Below are 16,437 nucleotides of genomic sequence, written 5' to 3' on the forward strand. Positions count from 1 at the left end.
AGTGCTCGCCCCTGCCCTGAAACGGTAGCGCTCTAATCCGCCTCGCCGTGAAACGCCACACGCACCAGCAAGCCCTGGGGGCTGGCCTGGTGCAAGCTGATGGCGGCACGATGGGCACGGCAGATTTCGCCAACGATGGCTAACCCGAGGCCAGCACCCAGCCCATGGGCCTGACGCCGATAGAAGCGTTCGAACACCCGTTCCCGATCCTCCTCGGGAATGCCTGGGCCATCATCCTCTACCTCCAGTACGCCCGACTCCAGTACGCGCAGGATCACGTTGCCGCCCGCCTTGGTGTAAGCCATGGCGTTGTCGACCAGATTGCACAGCAACTCGTTGAGCAGCGTCGGCTCGCCGCGGATCCATACCGGCTGCTCGGCCTCCAGCGCCAGGGCGACCCCACGGGAATGAGCCAATGGCGCCAGGGCCATGCCCAGCTCGCGGGCCAGCTGACTGAGGTCCAGACGCAGCGCGCCACCCTCGGCGATCGCTCGCGCACCACTTTCGATACGCGCCAGGGACAGTAACTGGTTAGCCAGATGCGTCAGGCGATCGGCATTCAGCGCGGCGTCTTCCAGCGTTGCGTGCCAGACCTCGGGCTGCTGGTCACGCAAGCCGAGTTCGACCCGGGCCTTGAGCGCCGCCAACGGTGTACGCAATTCGTGGGACGCGTCGGCAATGAACTGCGACTGACGCTCGAACAGCCCGCGCAGGCGGTCATTGAACTGGTTCAGCGCATTGACCAGAGGGCGCAGTTCCCGGGGCATGTCGCCGTCGGGCAGCGGGCGCAGATCGTCGCTGCTGCGCGCCGCCACCGTACGGCGCAGGCTTTCCAGCGGGCGCAAGCCGGCACTCACGGCAAGCCAGACCAGCAGCAGCGCACTCATCGACAGCAGGCCCATGCGCCACAACGTGCCGAACAGCAGATCGCGGGTCATGCGCTCCCGGGCACCCTGGGTCTCCGCCACGCGAATCTCGGCGACGCCGCTATAGCCCGGCTCGCTCACCGGCTGCAGGAAGCTCACCACACGCACGCCCTGGCCGCGGTAATCACCGTCATAGAACTTGGCCAGGGCCGGATAATCATTGGTGCGCGGAGTATCCGGCGGCGCGGCGGGCAGGTCTTCGTAGCCCGACACCAGCTCCCCCTTGGGGCCTAGCACCTGATAGTAGATACGTCCGGCACTGTCGTAAGCGAAGGTGTCGAGCGCGATGTAGGGCACGTTGGCACTCAACATCCCTTCCACGGCATAAAGGCCGTCGGAAATCGCCCGGGCAGATGCCAGCAGGGTGCGGTCGTAAGCCGTATCGGCGGCGTGCCGGGCACTCCAGTAGGCGGTCAGGCTACTGACCAGCAGAATCACCGTGAACAATAGAGCCAGGCGCCGGATCAGCCGGCCACGCAGGCTGCCTGGCCTATCCACTCGTGGCTTCCAGCAGGTAGCCGAGTCCACGGAAGGTGACGATGCGTACCGAGCCGCCCTCGAGCTTCTTGCGCAGACGGTGAACGTAGATTTCGATGGAATCGGCGCTGGCGTCCTCATCCAGACCGAAGACCTGCGAGGCCAGCTGCTCCTTGCTCATGACCCGCCCCGGTCGGGAGATCATCGCCTCGAGCACGGCCTGCTCGCGGGACGTCAGATTGAGGCTCTCCTCGAGCAGCGTGAAGCGCCGGGTATCCAGGTCATAGACCAGATCACCGCAGCGCAACTGCTGTTCACCACCCAGCATGCTGCGTCGCAGCAGGGCCTTGACCCTCGCCTCCAGCTCGCTCAATTCGAACGGCTTGGCCAGATAATCGTCGGCCCCCAGATTGAGGCCGTGCACCCGGTCCTTGACCTCGCCACGCGCGGTGAGCATCAGCACCGGAACGGTCTTGCCCCGTGCGCGCAGGCGCGCCAGCACCTCGAAACCGTCCATGCGCGGCAGCCCCACGTCGAGGATCGCCAAGGCGTATTCCTCGCTGCTCAGCGCCAAGTCCGCGGCCACGCCATCATGCAGAACATCCACTGTCCAACCGGCACTCTTGAGCGCCTGGGTAACGCTCGCCGCCAATTGCGGATGATCTTCGACCAGCAGAATTCGCACTGCAACCTCCACACCGAACCATGACTGACCGCCATGTGTGGCAAGAGTTTACCGTTCGCGCGCGAACTTGGCAGTTACGGCGTGCGACAGCGGCACACAGGCAACAACTTTCCCCGCTGAAAGGTTGGCGAAAGGTTGCACTTCTAGGATCACCGCAGAGCGGCCAGATCCGCTCATAGAACGACCTGCACAGTGGTGTGCGGTCGTGACAAAAATAACAATGGAGTTACCACGCATGCCGACCGCCCCCCGTCAGGCTATTTCGTCGTTGAGCCTGCTCAGCCTCGCACTGCCAACCGCCCTGCTCGCCCCCATGGCTCACGCCGCCTTCATCGAAGACAGCTCCGCCAGCCTGACCACTACCAATATCTACCTGAACCGTGATTTCCGCGAAGGCACCGGCCAGAACAAGCGCGAGGAATGGGGTCAGGGTTTCCTGCTCGACCTGCGTTCCGGCTTCACCGAAGGCACCGTCGGTGTCGGTGTCGATGCGATGGGCATGCTGGGTGTCAAGCTGGACTCAGGCGGCGGCCGCACCGGCACCGACCTGCTTCCGGTTCAGGACGACGGCGGCACGCCGGATGAGTTTTCCCGCCTGGGCCTGACTGCCAAGGTCAAGGTCTCCGAAACCGAGCTACGCTATGGCTCGCACATTCCCGAGCTGCCCGTGGTCAAGGCCAGCGACAGCCGCCTGCTGCCACAGGTGTTCGAAGGTGGCCTGCTCACCTCCTCCGAACTGGACGGCCTGACCTTCACGGGCGGGCGCCTGGACAAGGTCATCGACCGCGCTTCCACCAACTCCGAAGACATCGTGCTCAACAGCAAGAACGGGCGCTATGCAGGCAACATCACGGCCGATCATCTGGATCTGGCCGGTTTCGATTACACCTTCACCAAAGGCGTGACGGGTCGCTACTACTTCGCCGACCTGGACGATATCTATCGCCAGCATTTCTTCGGCCTGCAAACCAGCCACGCGCTGGGCGGCGGTACTCTGTCCTCCGATCTGCGCCTGACGCTGAGCGATGACAGCGGCGCCGCCAAGGCCGGCAAGGTCGACAACCGCGCCCTCAACGGCATGGTCAGCTATGCCATCAGCGGCCACAAGTTCGGCCTGGGCTATCAGGACATGAGCGGCGACACCGGCTTCGCCTACATCGATGGCAGTGACCCGTTCCTGGTCAACTTCGTGCAGATCAACGATTTCGCCAACGCCGACGAGCGCTCCTGGCAGGCGCGCTACGACTTCGACTTCGCCAAGGTCGGCATTCCGGGCCTGAGCTTCATGACCCGCTACATCAGCGGTGACGATGCCAAGATCACTGGCAGCGACCAGACCGGCGGCGAATGGGAGCGCAACACCGAAATCAAGTACGTGGTGCAGAGCGGCGCCCTGAAAGACGTCTATGTACGTCTGCGCAATGCCAGCTTCCGCTCCGATTTCGCCCGGGATGCGGACGAAAATCGAATCATCGTCGGCTACACCATGCCGATTTGGTAACTCAAAATAAAAACCAGAGGGATCTTTCATGAAAACTACGTTCACCCGTATAGCCCTTACAGCCGCCTGCATGGCCTTCGCCGGCCCCTTGCTGGCCGATGAGCCGCGCCGCCCCGAGTGCATCGCACCGGCGGCGCCTGGCGGTGGCTTCGACCTGACCTGCAAACTGGCGCAAAGCGCCCTGGTGGAAAGCAAGCTGCTGAAGTCGCCGATGCGTGTGACCTACATGCCTGGCGGCGTGGGTGCAGTGGCCTACAACGCAGTGGTTGCTCAGCGCCCTGCCGATGCGGGCACCATCACGGCCTTCTCCAGCGGTTCGCTGCTCAACCTGGCTCAAGGCAAGTTCGGCCGTTTCGACGAAAACGCCGTGAAGTGGCTGGCCGGTGTCGGCACCAGCTACGGCGCCCTGGCGGTACGCAAGGACTCGCCGTACAAGACCCTGGACGATCTGGTCAAGGCGCTCAAGGACAACCCGGGCAAGGTCGTCATCGGTTCCGGCGGCACAGTGGGCAGCCAGGACTGGATGCAGACCGCACTGATCGCCCGCGCAGCTGGCATCGACCCACGCGAGCTGCGCTACGTGGCGATGGAAGGTGGTGGCGAGCTGGCCACCGCATTGCTCGGCGGCCACATTCAGGTTGCCAGTACCGACATCTCCGACTCCGTTCCACACATCGAAAGCGGTGACATGCGCATTCTCGCGGTGTTCTCCGAAGAGCGCCTGCCAGGCAGCGTGGTGTCCAGCATCCCGACGGCCAAAGAGCAGGGCTTTGATGTGGTCTGGCCGGTAATCCGTGGTTTCTACCTCGGCCCGAAGGTCAGCGAAGAAGCCTACACCTGGTGGAAGAACGCCTTCGACCAACTGCTGGCCTCCGAAGACTTCGCCAAGCTGCGTGAAGACCGCGAGCTGTACCCATTCGCCATGACTGGCGAAGAGCTGGACGGCTACGTGAAGAAGCAAGTCGCCCAGTACAAGGAACTGGCCCAGGAATTCGGCCTGATCCAGCAGTAACACGCGGCGCCAACCACATACGACTCCTTTCATCCTCTGGGCATTGCCCAGGGGGTGCTTTTGCCATTGCTAAAAAACGAGGATTTCCTCATGTCACAACGCATTTTCGGCGTGGTGCTGCTGCTCGCCTGCGTCGCGCTGGGCATCGTCGCCTGGGGCTATCACGCGCCCTTCTCCTACGAGCCGGTCGGTCCTCGCGCCTACCCGCTGCTGCTGCTGATCCTCATGGGTCTGGGCGCCATCTATCTGCTGGTCAAGAAGCCGTCCGGCAGCACGTCGCACAGCGATGAGCCACCGCTCGACAAGCACGTGATCCGCAAGGTGGTTGGCTGCGTGGTGATCCTCACCATCTACGCCGCGCTGTTCGAGCCGCTGGGCTTCGTGCCGGCCAGCCTGATCTTCGGCATCGCCATGGCCCGCCTGTACGAAGGTACCTGGGTCGCCAGCGTGATTTCCGGCGTGGTGCTGGCGGTCGGCCTGTACCTGCTATTCGACAAGATTCTCGACGTTCCCCTGCCTCTCGGCATCCTGTCCTCTCTGGAGATCTGATCCGTGGATACCTTTAGCTACCTGGGTCAGGGCTTCGGCGTCGCCCTGAGCCCCTACAACCTGTTCACCGCACTGTGCGGCACCCTGATCGGCACCATCGTCGGCCTGCTACCGGGCCTGGGCCCGATCAACGGCGTGGCACTGCTGATCCCCATCGCCTTCGCCCTCGGCCTGCCGCCGGAAACCGCGCTGATCCTGCTCGCAGCCGTGTACCTGGGCTGTGAATACGGTGGCCGTATTTCTTCGATCCTGCTCAACATCCCGGGCGAAGCATCGGCCGTGATGACCACCCTCGACGGCTACCCGCTGGCACGTCAGGGTAAAGCGGGCGTGGCCCTGTCGATCTCCGCCTGGAGTTCGTTCGTCGGTGGTCTGATGGCGACCTGCGGTGTGGTGATCTTCGCGCCCCTGCTGGCCAGTTGGGCGGTCGCCTTCGGCCCCGCCGAGTACTTCGTGCTGATGGTGTTCGCCATCGTCTGTCTGGCAGGCATGGCCGGCAACAAACCGATGAAGACCGCGATTGCCGCCTGCATCGGCTTGTTCCTGTCCTGTGTCGGTATCGACTCCAACAGTGGCGTGTACCGTTTCACCTTCGGCAGCCTCGGCCTGGCCGACGGCATCCAGTTCGTGGTGCTGGTGCTTGGTCTGTTCTCGGTCAGCGAGATCCTCGTTCTGCTCGAGCGCACTCACCATGGCCAGAAAGCCATCGAAGCCAAGGGCCGCATGTTGTTCAACCTCAAGGAAGGCATGTCGGTGCTGGCCACCAACCTGCGCAGCGGCGCAGTCGGCTTCGGTCTGGGCATCCTGCCGGGCGCCGGTGCGACCCTGGCCAGTGCCGTGGCCTACATGAGCGAAAAACGCCTGGCCACCAAGGACAACAAGTTCGGCGAAGGTGACCTGCGCGGTCTGGCCGCACCAGAAACCGCCAACAGCGCCTCGGCATGCGGCTCCATGGTGCCGATGCTGACCCTCGGCGTACCCGGTTCCGGCACCACCGCAGTGATGCTCGGCGCCCTCACGCTGTACAACATCACCCCTGGCCCGCTGCTGTTCCGCGACCAGCCGGACATCGTCTGGGGCCTGATCGCCTCGCTGTTCGTCGCCAACATCATGCTGATCGTGATGAACGTGCCGATGATCAAGATCTTCACCAAGATCCTCGCCGTGCCGTACTGGGCCCTGGTGCCGGCCATCGCCATCATCACCTCGATTGGCGTTTACGCCGTGCACGCCACCGCGTTCGATCTGTTCCTGATGATCGGTATCGGCGTCGCCGGCTACATATTGCGCAAGATGGACTTCCCGCTCTCGGCGATTCTGCTCGGTTTCATCCTCGGTGGCCTGATGGAGCAGAACCTGCGTCGTGCGCTGTCGATCTCCAATGGCGAGCTGGGCATTCTGTTCGCCAGCCCGATCACCTGGGGCGTGTGGACACTGATCGTGGCGATGATCGCCCTGCCCTTCTACCGCAGCTGGCGTCGACGCAGTCTACGCAAGGCCGAAGCGGCCAATGCCTGATAGCGTCGACCCGCACGACAACCCGAAGCACCTGCGCAACTGGTGGCCCACGCCACTGGTTGGCGCACTCGGTGGCTACCTGGCCAGCCTCGTCGGCTGGCCTTTGCCTTGGGTAATCGGTTCGCTGCTGGCGGTGATCGCCCTGCGCTGCTCTGGCGTTCTCAGCCGGGAAATGCCCGGCGGACGGCAGGTCGGTCAATGGCTGGTGGCTGCGGGTATAGGCCTGCATTTCACCGGGGAAGTGCTGGAGCAGGTGGTGGGCAACCTGGCGGTCATTGCCGTCGGTGTGGTCGCCACGCTGGCGCTCAGCGTGATCGGTATCGCCGGGCTGCGCCGCTCGGGTGTCGACCGTGCCACGGCGTTCTTCGCCAGCATGCCGGGCGGCGCCAGTGAAATGGTCAATCTGGCGCTGCGCCACGGTGCACAACCGGCCCGCATCGCCGCCGCCCACAGCATGCGCCTGCTGATGGTGATCCTGCTGATTCCGGCCCTGTTCACCTGGGGGCTACCGAGCATGGAGCCACCGCCTGCAGCAGCGGTGGACTGGTTCTGGCTGGCGATTCTGCTGCCTGCAGGTGCTCTGCTGGCGGTGCTTTGGCGCCGCCTGGGGCAGCCCAACCCGTGGATGCTCGGCCCGCTGACGTTGTGCGCTGCGGCAAGCGTGGCGTTCGATCTGCATATCGGCACGCCGCAATGGCTCGGCCAGCTCGGCCAATGGCTGATCGGCTGCGCTCTGGGTTGTCATTTCGACCGAGCCTTCTTTCGCAGTGCACCCGGTTTTCTGGCTCGCGTGCTGCTGTTCACCTTGCTGGCCATGGCAGGCACTGCGCTGCTCGGTACCGCCCTCGGCTGGCTGGCCGGTATCGAGTCGGTGTCGCTGATGCTCGGCATGATGCCCGGCGGCATCACCGAACTGTGCCTGACCGCCGAAGCCCTGCACCTGTCGGTAGCGCTGGTGACGGCACTGCAGGCGTTGCGCCTGTTCATGGTGATGTTTCTGGCCGAACCTTTGTTCCGCCTGTGGATGAGGCGCCTGCCACTCACCTGAAACAGCAGAGCCCGGTCGATACCGGGCTCTTTTTTAGCCAAATATGTCAGACCGACCGCTGTCCACATCGCTGACGTACTCTCGTCTTCCGGAGTACTCGCGAAGAGGCGTTGATACATGACTGGTTATCTGAAAAGCCTGTCCCTGTTGCTGGCGATCGGCCTGCTGGTGAGCGCCTGCAGCCAGACCAGCCTGGCCTATCGCAATCTCGACTGGGTGATTCCCTGGCGAGTGAATCAGTACCTGGATCTCGACTCGCAGCAAAAAGCCTGGCTCAAGCCGCGCCTGCAAGCGCACCTCGACTGGCATTGCAGTGCCGAGCTGCCGCGTTACGTGGACTGGCTGCAACGCACCCAGGGCCTGCTGCAAGAGCCCGCACCCGACGCAGGACAGCTCGAAGCGCAGATGCTCGACGCCGAGCAGGCATTTCACGCCATCGTGCAAGAGACCAATTCCACTGCGGTTTCGTTGCTGCGTGACCTACGCCCGGAGCAGGTGCAGCGCCTCTATGCGCGCATGGACAAGGACAACCTCGAAGATCGCCAGGAGTTTCTCGAGCCGCCCCTGGAAACCCAGATCAGCGAGCGTGCCGAGCGCCTGGAGAAACGCCTGACGCCCTGGTTCGGAAAACTGAATGATGCACAACGCGCACGAATCGCCGCCTGGGCCAGCGAGCGCCGCGAGCAGAATCGCCAGTGGCTGGAAAATCGTGCGCGCTGGCAGGATGAGTTTCGTAGCGTGCTGGACGCACGCAATGAAGCGGACTTCCCCGAGCGCATGACTCACGTACTGGAGAACCGACGCGGCGCCCATGACGAGCAGGCGAAGCAAGCCTACGCCGCATCACGCCAGGCCATGGCCGCCCTGCTCAGTGACCTGCTGGCCGCCGCCGATGACAAACAGCGAACTCAGGCGGCCAAACGCTTCGCATCCATACAAAGCGATCTGGCAGGCCAGATCTGCACTGGCTGATCAGCCTTTGGGATCTGTTGACGTTTGACGCACCGCCGCGCTGAAACGTCAGCAGCCCCTAGGCAGCCGGCAAGCGCCAGTCGATAGGTGCCAGGCCGTGCTGCTCGAGGAATTTGTTGGTGCGACTGAAGTGACCGTTACCGATGAAGCCGCGATGCGCGGACAGCGGTGACGGATGCGGCGAACGCAGCACCAGATGCTTGCCGGTATCGATCAGCCGCTCCTTGCTCTGTGCATGTGCCCCCCACAGCAGGAACACCAGACGCGGACGTTGCTCGCTGACCACCGAGATGATCCGGTCGGTAAATGGCTGCCAGCCCTTGGCGGCGTGGGAGCCGGCATTGGCGCGCTCCACGGTCAGCGATGTGTTGAGCAGCAGCACGCCCTGCTCGGCCCAGGATTGCAGATAGCCGTGGCCGGGAATGTCGATGTTCAGGTCGCGCTTGAGTTCTTTGTAGATGTTCACCAGCGACGGCGGAGTGGCCACGCCCGGCTGCACCGAGAAGCACAGGCCATGCGCCTGGCCTGGGCCGTGATAGGGGTCCTGGCCGATGATCACCACCTTGACCCGATCCAGGGGGGTGGAATCGAGCGCATTGAAAATCAGCGGGCCCGGCGGATAGATCTCCTTGCCAGCGGCCTTCTCCTGACGCAGAAAGTCGCCCAGGGCGCTCATGTAAGGTTTGTCGAACTCCTCGTAAAGCGCCTGTTTCCAGCCGGCTTCCAGCTTGACCTTATCTGCGGCGGACATGCCTGCTCCCGGGTAAATCAATGGAATCGGCACGCTAGAGAAGCGCACAGATCAAGTCAAGGCTGACAGCCCGGCACACCCCCAAGAAAAAGATCGAAGGAAGCCGATTCTTATGCCAAAAGCGAATCACACATCAGGCTGAGAAAAGCGTAAAACGGAGCGGCCAGCACCCCAATAAAAACAAGGAACGCATCATGAGACGATTGCTCGCCTTTCTCGCCCTGTGCGTCGGATTCAATGCCTGTGCGCAGGCCGCCGACCCCATCACCCTGGGTCTCAACTACCCACGCACCGGGAGCTACAAGGAGGAAGGCCTCGCGCAGATGCGTGGTGCCTTGCTGGCCATCGACGAGCTCAACGCTCAAGGTGGCGTGCTGGGTCGAAGCCTGCGCCTGTCCAGCCTGGACGACGCGTCCCGGCCGGAAAAGGCCGAACGCAATGTCGACAAACTGGCCAAGGAAGGTGCGTCGATGCTCTTCGGCGGAGCCTCCAGCGCAGTGGCCATTGCCGCAGGCAAGCGAGCGGCGCAGCACGGGCTGCTGTACTTCGGCACCCTCACCTACTCGAACGACACCACCGGCAAAGATGGGCACCGCTACATGTTCCGCGAGTGCAACAACGCCTGGATGAGTGCCCGGGTATTGGGGCAGTACCTGAACAAACAGTTGCCCGACAAACGCTACTTCTACGTCACCGCCGATTACACCTGGGGCAATACCACCGAGAGCTCGCTGCGCCAGACCACCAAAACCGAAGACTCAGCCAAGCACCCAGGTCTCAAGGTGCCCTTTCCCGGCGCCAATCTGGGCGATTACCAGAACGCACTGACCCAGGCAGCTGCCAGCAATGCCGAGGTACTGGCGCTGGTGTTGTTTGGAGAGGATCTGGTGCGTGCGATGCGCATCGCCAAGGACCTCGGCCTCACCTCACGCATGCAGATCGTCGCCCCCAACCTCACGCAAAGCATCGTCGAACAGGCAGGGCCAGGCTTGATGGAAGGTGTAGTCGGTACCGAACCCTGGACCTGGCGCGTACCGGAGCTGGAAAACTCGGCCCCCGGCAAAGCCTTCGTCAAGGCTTACAGCGAGCGCTACGCCATGTATCCATCCAGCTCGGCGGCGTCGGCCTACAGCATCGTTCAGCAATGGGCGGATGCAGCCAAGCGTGCCGGCAGCCTGGACAGCGAAGCCCTGATCAAGGCGTTGGAAGGCCACAGCTATACGCTGCTCAAGGACCGCCAGCAATGGCGCGGTTTCGACCACCAGAACGTGCAGACGGTGTATGCCGTGAAAGTGAAACACCGCTCCGAGGTGCTCAAGGACCCGCTCAAGCAGGATTACTTCGAAATCGTCGAGCGCCTGGATGGCGGCACTGGCCTGCCCGACCTGGCCACCTGGCAGACCGAACGACGCAACGCCGGGCAACCATTGACGCTACAGTAAGTAGAGGCACTGCAGAGGACGCCCCATGAGTACGGCAATCGAACCTTACAAACCCGGTATCTTCGACCTCACCCACAAACTCACCGTGGAGAAGCATGGCCACACGGCCCTGCTGACCATCAACAATCCGCCAGCCAACACCTGGGATCGCGAGTCACTGATCGGCCTCAAGCACCTGATCGAACACCTGGACCGTGACGACGATATTTACGCATTGGTAATCACCGGCCAGGGCGGCAAGTTCTTTTCCGCCGGTGCCGACCTGAAGCTGTTCGCCGACGGCGACAAGGCCCGCGCCCGGGAAATGGCCAGCCGTTTCGGCGAAGCCTTCGAGCGACTTCGTGACTTTCGCGGCGTGTCGATTGCCGCAATCAATGGCTACGCCATGGGCGGTGGGCTGGAGTGCGCGCTAGCCTGCGACATTCGAATCGCCGAACGCCAAGCACAGATGGCGCTGCCGGAGGCCAGCGTCGGCCTGCTGCCCTGCGCAGGTGGCACCCAGCATCTGCCCTGGCTGGTGGGCGAAGGCTGGGCCAAGCGGATGATCCTCTGTGGCGAGCGGGTCGATGCGCAGACGGCCCTGCGCATCGGCCTGGTCGAACAAGTGGTGGACGACGGCGAAGCGCGTGGCCATGCCCTACTGCTGGCCTCCAAGGTGGCCAGCCAGAGCCCGGTGGCGGTGCGCGCCATCAAGCCACTTATCCAGGGCGCCCGTGAACGGGCGCCCAACACCTGGTTACCCGCGGAGCGCGAGCGCTTCGTCGACCTGTTCGATGCTGCCGACACTCGCGAGGGGGTCAACGCCTTCCTGGAGAAGCGCCCGGCGCAGTGGCGCAACACCTGATGTTTACTGGCAACAGCCTCTGGAAATCGACATGAATGTCACCTTTGAAGAACGCTCCAGCCTGCATGGTTATCTGATCGGGATCGCCAGCCTGGACGCTCCCAACAGCCTCAACGCCCTGTCACTGCCGATGATCGACGCCCTGCAGGATCGCCTGCAGGCCTGGGCCGATGACCCGCGCATCGCCTGCGTACTGCTGCGCGGCAATGGCGGCAAGGCGTTCTGCGCCGGGGGAGACGTGGTGCAACTGGCCAAGCGCTGCCTGGCCAACCCGGGTGAAACACCAGACCTGGCGCAGCGTTTCTTCGCCCATGAATACCGCCTCGACCATTACCTGCACACTTACCGCAAACCCCTGATCTGCTGGGCGCACGGCCACGTGCTGGGCGGCGGCATGGGGTTGCTGCAGGGCGCAGGGATTCGTATCGTCACGCCGAGTAGCCGCCTGGCCATGCCCGAGGTCAGCATCGGCCTGTTCCCGGATGTCGGTGCCAGCCATTTCCTGTCCAGGCTGCCCGGCAAGCTCGGCCTGTTCTTCGGCCTGACGGCCAGCCCGATGAACGCCCGCGACGCTCTCGACCTGAATCTGGCCGATCGTTTCATGCTCGATACCCAGCAGGACGCGTTGATCGACGGGTTGATTCAACTGAACTGGCGTGAGCAGCCGGATCTGCAGCTGCACAGCCTGCTCCAGGCTCTGGAACGCCAGGCACGCAGCGAACTGCCAAGTGCCCAGTGGCTACCGCGCAGGGAGCGTATCGACAGGCTGCTCGACCAGTCCAACCTGCCCCTCAGCTGGAAGGCGCTAGCGGCTCTGGAGAATGACGACGATGCCCTGCTGGCCAAAGCCGCCAGGACCCTGCTGGGAGGATGTCCGCTGACGGGTCATCTGGTGTGGGAGCAGATCCGGCGAGCACGGCACCTGTCTCTGGCCCAGGTGTTTCGGATGGAATACGGCATGAGCCTGAACTGCTGCCGACTTCCGGAATTCGCTGAAGGGGTGCGGGCCAGGCTGATCGACAAGGACCACACCCCGCACTGGCATTGGCCGGATGTGGCCAGCGTGCCGACGCAGGTGGTCGAATCACACTTCGCCAAGCTAGACGGCGAGCACCCGCTGGCTCGCCTCGGCTAGGTGTCGCTAGCCGAGTGAGACAGGGTTCAGCGCTCGCGTAAAGCTTCGGCGCGGGCGCGGATGATCGGCTTGAGCAGGTAGCTGAGCACGCTCTTCTTGCCCGTGATGATATCCACCGAGGTGACCATGCCGGGGATGATCAGCAAAGGCCGCTCTTCGGTGCCGAGGTGGCTTTTCTCGGTACGCAGCTTGATCAGGTAGAAGCTGTTGCCTTCCTCGTCGGTCACGGTGTCCGCACCGATCTGCTCCAGCTTGGCCTTGAGGCCGCCGTAGATGGTGTAGTCATAGGCGGTGAACTTGACCACCGCTTCCTGCCCCGGATGCAGGAAGGCGATGTCTTGTGGGCGGATGCGTGCCTCGACCAGCAGAGTGTCATCGATGGGCACGATCTCGACCATGTCGCTACCGGGCTGGATCACCCCGCCGATGGTGTTGACCAGCAACTGCTTGACGATACCGCGCACCGGCGAGGTGACCAGGGTACGGTTGACCCGGTCTTCGAGCGCCTTGCCGGTCGACTGGATCTTGCTCAGGTCGGTACGCGCCTCGTTCAGTTGAGTCAGCGCCTCGCTGCGGAAACGCCCGCGAGTTTCGTCGATCTTGCGCTCCACTTCCTTAATCGCCGCCTCCGCACGGGGGATGGCCAGGCCAGTGGCCTCCAACTGACCGCGGCTTTCCACCTCGGCTCGCTTGAGCCTCAGCACTTCTACTGGCGATACCGCACCATCCGCCACCAACGGCTCGGACATGCGAATTTCCTGGCGCAACAGCTCCAGGCTATTGCGGAACTGGCCTTGCTTGGAGACGAACTCACGTACTTCCTGGCGGCGCTGGGTCAACTGCTCCTGCAAACCCGCCACTTCGTCCAGCAGCTGTTGCTGGCGACTGAGGAACAACTGCCTTTCGCTCTGTGCCAGGCCTGGCGCCTTCTCGGCGATGTCGTCCGGGATGGCCAATTCGCGTCCTTCGACTTCCGCGCTCAGGCGTTCCACGCGCATGGCCAGCGACAGACGGTCAGCCTCGGTTTCACCGACGTTGGAGGCAAAACGCGTGTCGTCGAGACGCAGCAACGGCGTGCCGGCCTCGACAACCTGACCTTCGTGAACGAACAGTTCGGAAACGATGCCGCCCTCGAGGTTCTGGATTTTCTGCACCCGCGAGGATGGTATGGCCTTGCCATCGCCCCGGGTGACTTCATCGACCTCGGCGAAGTTGGCCCACAACAGGCAGAACACGACGAAGGCGATGATGCCCCAGAGCGTGAGACGCATGACCCTGGGGGCATCCTCGATAAGGGCCTTGCGAACTTCCGGCAGCGGCTCGTCGCCCACTTCGTCACGGGGACCGAAGTAAGCAGAAACACCGCCCCAAAAGCGCTTGAAAGAGTCCCTAACTGACACTGATCTGCCCCTTCTTCAACGCCTCCATGACGCTCTCTTTCGGGCCATCGGCGATGATGCGGCCACGGTCGACGATGACCAGACGCTCGACCAGGGTAAGCATCGAGGCGCGGTGTGTTACCAGCAGCAAGGTCTTGTTCTTGCTGATCGCGGAAAGGCGCTGCTTGAGGCGTTCCTCACCGGTGTTGTCCATGGCACTGGTGGGTTCGTCGAGAAGCAGAATCGGCGGGTCGAGCAACAATGCACGAGCCAGCGCGACGTTCTGGCGCTGGCCGCCGGAGAGGTTCTGACCGCGCTCGCCCACCTGCAACTCGTAACCATTGGGGTGCAGCCGTGCGAATTCGTGCACGCCGGCAAGCTCGGCGGCCTGCAGCACCAGCTCATCCTCGGCGTAACGTGCACCGGATACCAGGTTGTCCCGCAGCGTACCGGCGAACAGCTGAATATCCTGGGGGACGTAGCCGATGTTGTAGCGAACGTCACTGACATCCAGCTGGCGCACATCGATGCCGTCGACCAGCAAGCTGCCGGCATCGGCCTGGTAGAGGCCCACGATGAGCTTGGCCAGGGAGCTCTTGCCCGAACCGCTACGGCCGATGATGCCGACCTTCTCGCCAGGACGAATCATCAGATTGATGTTCTGCAACGCGGCCTGTTGCTGGTCGGGGTAATGGAAATCCAGCTGGCGGAATTCGATCCCGCCCTGCAGCGTCTGGCGTTTCAGCGGGCGCTCGTCTGCCTGGCGTTCCTGCGGCAGCTCCATCATTTGATTGACGGATTCGAGGGTCACGCGGGCCTGCTGATAACGGATCAGCAGACCGGAAACCTGCGCCAAGGGCCCCAACGCGCGCGAGCTGAGCATGTAACAGGCGATCAACCCGCCCATGCTCAGGTTGCCAGCGATGATCTGATAAACGCCGAGCACGATGACCACCACACCCGCCAGTTGCTGCAGCAGCAGCGTCGAGTTCATCGCCAGGCTCGACAACATGCGTGCCTTCAGCTCGAAGCGACCGAGGGTGCCGATGGTCTGCTCCCACATGTATTGGCGTTCGCTTTCGGCGTTGTTGACCTTCACCGCATCGAGGCCAGCCAGACTTTCGATCAGCCCGGACTGGCGCTCGGCTGCCAGCGCCATGCTGCGCTCCATGGTCTGTGCCAAGGGCCGCTGCAGGGCCCAGCCAATCAGGGCGACCAGCGGAAACGCGAGAATGGGGATCCACACCAGATGCCCGCCAAGGTAAGCGATCACGGCAAGAATCAGGATGGTGAACGGCAGGTCGATGACGCTGGCCAGGGTCAGCGAGGCGAGGAAATCACGCAGGCTCTGAAATTCGTGAATGTTCTGGGCGAAGCTGCCGACCCGCGCCGGTCGATGCTTCATCGCCATGCCGATGATCCGCTCGAACAGAGTGGCCGAGACGATCATGTCGGTCTTCTTGCCCGCCAAATCCAGACACAGGCCCCGCAGTGTCTTGAGCAGCAGATCGAAGATGAACACCCCACAGATACCAACGGCCAGCACCCACAGAGTCGCTTCCGCCTGGTTCGGCACCACACGATCATAGACGTTCATCACGAACAATGGAGTGACCAGACCGATCAGGTTGATCAACAGACTGGCAGCGACCGCATCGATATACAGCCAGCGCGATCGCATGAGGGTGTCACGGAACCAGGAACCCGCCCGCGGAATCAGCTCGCCGCGGGTGAAATCGAACTTGTGCTGAGGCTGGGCGAAGAACACGCGCCCGCTGTAGTCCTCGGCCAGGGTCTCGACGCTGACCCGAACCTCGCCACCCTCGGTCTCGCTGGGCATGATTCGCGCCTGGCCATCGGCCTCCCAGCCCAGCAACAGAGCACTACGACCATCGCGCAACAGCAACAGCGCAGGCATCGCCAGCTCGGGGATCTTTTGCAGACTGCGGCGCAACCAGCGCCCCTGCAGCCCGGCACGAGCCGCTGCACGCGGCAACAGCTCGGCACTCAGGCGCTGCTTGGGAAGGGGCAGCCCAGCGGTGAGCATGGCCCTGCTGACGGATTTCTGATGAAGACTGCACAACGACAGCAGACTATCCAGCAGGGGGTCGTCGTAGCGGTCGCGAGGATCGTTACGCGGCTGGGATGGATCAGGTTCTACTGCCACTGAACAATTACCCTTTACCTGAAAAACCTGA

Annotated in this window: 14 protein-coding genes; 9 read left to right on the forward strand and 5 right to left on the reverse strand. The window is 63.1% G+C overall.

From position 1 onward, the window contains the following. Positions 1-32: 32 nt before the first annotated feature. Together ACT9T4_RS20645 and ACT9T4_RS20650 are read right to left on the reverse strand one after the other, a co-directional pair. Complete coding sequence (locus ACT9T4_RS20645; RefSeq protein ID WP_499118725.1) at positions 33-1,424, reverse strand: sensor histidine kinase; 1,392 nt, start codon at positions 1,422-1,424, stop codon at positions 33-35. Continuing rightward, positions 1,417-2,088, reverse strand: a complete 672-nt coding sequence (locus ACT9T4_RS20650; RefSeq protein ID WP_042555050.1) for a response regulator — start codon at positions 2,086-2,088, stop codon at positions 1,417-1,419. The genes ACT9T4_RS20645 and ACT9T4_RS20650 overlap by 8 nt, the downstream gene beginning before the upstream one ends. Before the next feature lie 235 nt (positions 2,089-2,323). Here ACT9T4_RS20650 and ACT9T4_RS20655 point away from each other — a divergent pair, with 235 nt between their 5' ends. The 6 genes from ACT9T4_RS20655 (at position 2,324) to ACT9T4_RS20680 (ending at position 8,688) form a co-directional block, all read left to right on the forward strand. Further along, complete coding sequence (locus tag ACT9T4_RS20655; protein ID WP_042555051.1) at positions 2,324-3,589, forward strand: OprD family porin; 1,266 nt, start codon at positions 2,324-2,326, stop codon at positions 3,587-3,589. Positions 3,590-3,617: 28 nt separating this feature from the next. Beyond that, complete coding sequence (locus ACT9T4_RS20660) at positions 3,618-4,601, forward strand: Bug family tripartite tricarboxylate transporter substrate binding protein (protein WP_042555052.1); 984 nt, start codon at positions 3,618-3,620, stop codon at positions 4,599-4,601. Positions 4,602-4,691: 90 nt separating this feature from the next. Continuing rightward, complete coding sequence (locus ACT9T4_RS20665; protein WP_042555053.1) at positions 4,692-5,150, forward strand: tripartite tricarboxylate transporter TctB family protein; 459 nt, start codon at positions 4,692-4,694, stop codon at positions 5,148-5,150. A gap of 3 nt (positions 5,151-5,153) precedes the next feature. After that, a complete protein-coding gene (locus ACT9T4_RS20670) occupies positions 5,154-6,668 on the forward strand; it encodes a tripartite tricarboxylate transporter permease (protein WP_179537585.1) in 1,515 nt (504 codons plus the stop codon). After that, positions 6,661-7,716 carry an AbrB family transcriptional regulator gene (locus ACT9T4_RS20675; protein ID WP_042555055.1) on the forward strand — a complete coding sequence of 352 codons (1,056 nt, stop codon included), beginning with the start codon at positions 6,661-6,663 and terminating at the stop codon, positions 7,714-7,716. The genes ACT9T4_RS20670 and ACT9T4_RS20675 overlap by 8 nt, the downstream gene beginning before the upstream one ends. A 117-nt stretch (positions 7,717-7,833) precedes the next feature. Continuing rightward, positions 7,834-8,688 carry a DUF6279 family lipoprotein gene (locus tag ACT9T4_RS20680; protein ID WP_179537584.1) on the forward strand — a complete coding sequence of 285 codons (855 nt, stop codon included), beginning with the start codon at positions 7,834-7,836 and terminating at the stop codon, positions 8,686-8,688. A 58-nt stretch (positions 8,689-8,746) separates the two neighbouring features. On the opposite strand, the gene ung is transcribed toward ACT9T4_RS20680, so the two are convergent. Then, positions 8,747-9,439, reverse strand: a complete 693-nt coding sequence (gene ung, locus ACT9T4_RS20685; protein ID WP_042555057.1) for a uracil-DNA glycosylase — start codon at positions 9,437-9,439, stop codon at positions 8,747-8,749. Between the two features lie 194 nt (positions 9,440-9,633). Here ung and ACT9T4_RS20690 point away from each other — a divergent pair, with 194 nt between their 5' ends. From ACT9T4_RS20690 to dspII, 3 genes are read left to right on the forward strand one after another with little or no spacing between them, the layout of a single operon-like run. Continuing rightward, on the forward strand, positions 9,634-10,881 hold the full coding sequence (locus ACT9T4_RS20690; protein ID WP_042555058.1) for an ABC transporter substrate-binding protein: 1,248 nt from the start codon (positions 9,634-9,636) through the stop codon (positions 10,879-10,881). A gap of 25 nt (positions 10,882-10,906) precedes the next feature. After that, positions 10,907-11,725 carry an enoyl-CoA hydratase gene (locus ACT9T4_RS20695; protein WP_042555059.1) on the forward strand — a complete coding sequence of 273 codons (819 nt, stop codon included), beginning with the start codon at positions 10,907-10,909 and terminating at the stop codon, positions 11,723-11,725. A gap of 31 nt (positions 11,726-11,756) precedes the next feature. Beyond that, positions 11,757-12,860 carry an enoyl-CoA hydratase/isomerase DspII gene (gene dspII / locus ACT9T4_RS20700; RefSeq protein WP_499118731.1) on the forward strand — a complete coding sequence of 368 codons (1,104 nt, stop codon included), beginning with the start codon at positions 11,757-11,759 and terminating at the stop codon, positions 12,858-12,860. A 26-nt stretch (positions 12,861-12,886) separates the two neighbouring features. On the opposite strand, the gene ACT9T4_RS20705 is transcribed toward dspII, so the two are convergent. Continuing rightward, positions 12,887-14,191 (reverse strand): HlyD family type I secretion periplasmic adaptor subunit, encoded by a 1,305-nt coding sequence (locus ACT9T4_RS20705; protein ID WP_156152746.1) that lies wholly within the window; start codon positions 14,189-14,191, stop codon positions 12,887-12,889. A gap of 58 nt (positions 14,192-14,249) precedes the next feature. Further along, entirely contained in the window at positions 14,250-16,406 is a 2,157-nt protein-coding gene (locus ACT9T4_RS20710) for a type I secretion system permease/ATPase (protein ID WP_042555062.1), read from the reverse strand. Positions 16,407-16,437: the final 31 nt, after the last annotated feature.

The organism is Pseudomonas sp. SZ40 (assembly GCF_052958135.1).

Coding starts and splice junctions, on each gene's coding strand:
- ACT9T4_RS20655 (WP_042555051.1), top strand. CDS start 2,324: ATGCCGACCGCCCCCCGTCAGGCTATTTCGTCGTTGAGCCTGCTCAGC.
- ACT9T4_RS20660 (WP_042555052.1), top strand. CDS start 3,618: ATGAAAACTACGTTCACCCGTATAGCCCTTACAGCCGCCTGCATGGCC.
- ACT9T4_RS20665 (WP_042555053.1), top strand. CDS start 4,692: ATGTCACAACGCATTTTCGGCGTGGTGCTGCTGCTCGCCTGCGTCGCG.
- ACT9T4_RS20675 (WP_042555055.1), top strand. CDS start 6,661: ATGCCTGATAGCGTCGACCCGCACGACAACCCGAAGCACCTGCGCAAC.
- ACT9T4_RS20680 (WP_179537584.1), top strand. CDS start 7,834: ATGACTGGTTATCTGAAAAGCCTGTCCCTGTTGCTGGCGATCGGCCTG.
- ung (WP_042555057.1), bottom strand. CDS start 9,439: ATGTCCGCCGCAGATAAGGTCAAGCTGGAAGCCGGCTGGAAACAGGCG.
- ACT9T4_RS20690 (WP_042555058.1), top strand. CDS start 9,634: ATGAGACGATTGCTCGCCTTTCTCGCCCTGTGCGTCGGATTCAATGCC.
- ACT9T4_RS20695 (WP_042555059.1), top strand. CDS start 10,907: ATGAGTACGGCAATCGAACCTTACAAACCCGGTATCTTCGACCTCACC.
- dspII (WP_499118731.1), top strand. CDS start 11,757: ATGAATGTCACCTTTGAAGAACGCTCCAGCCTGCATGGTTATCTGATC.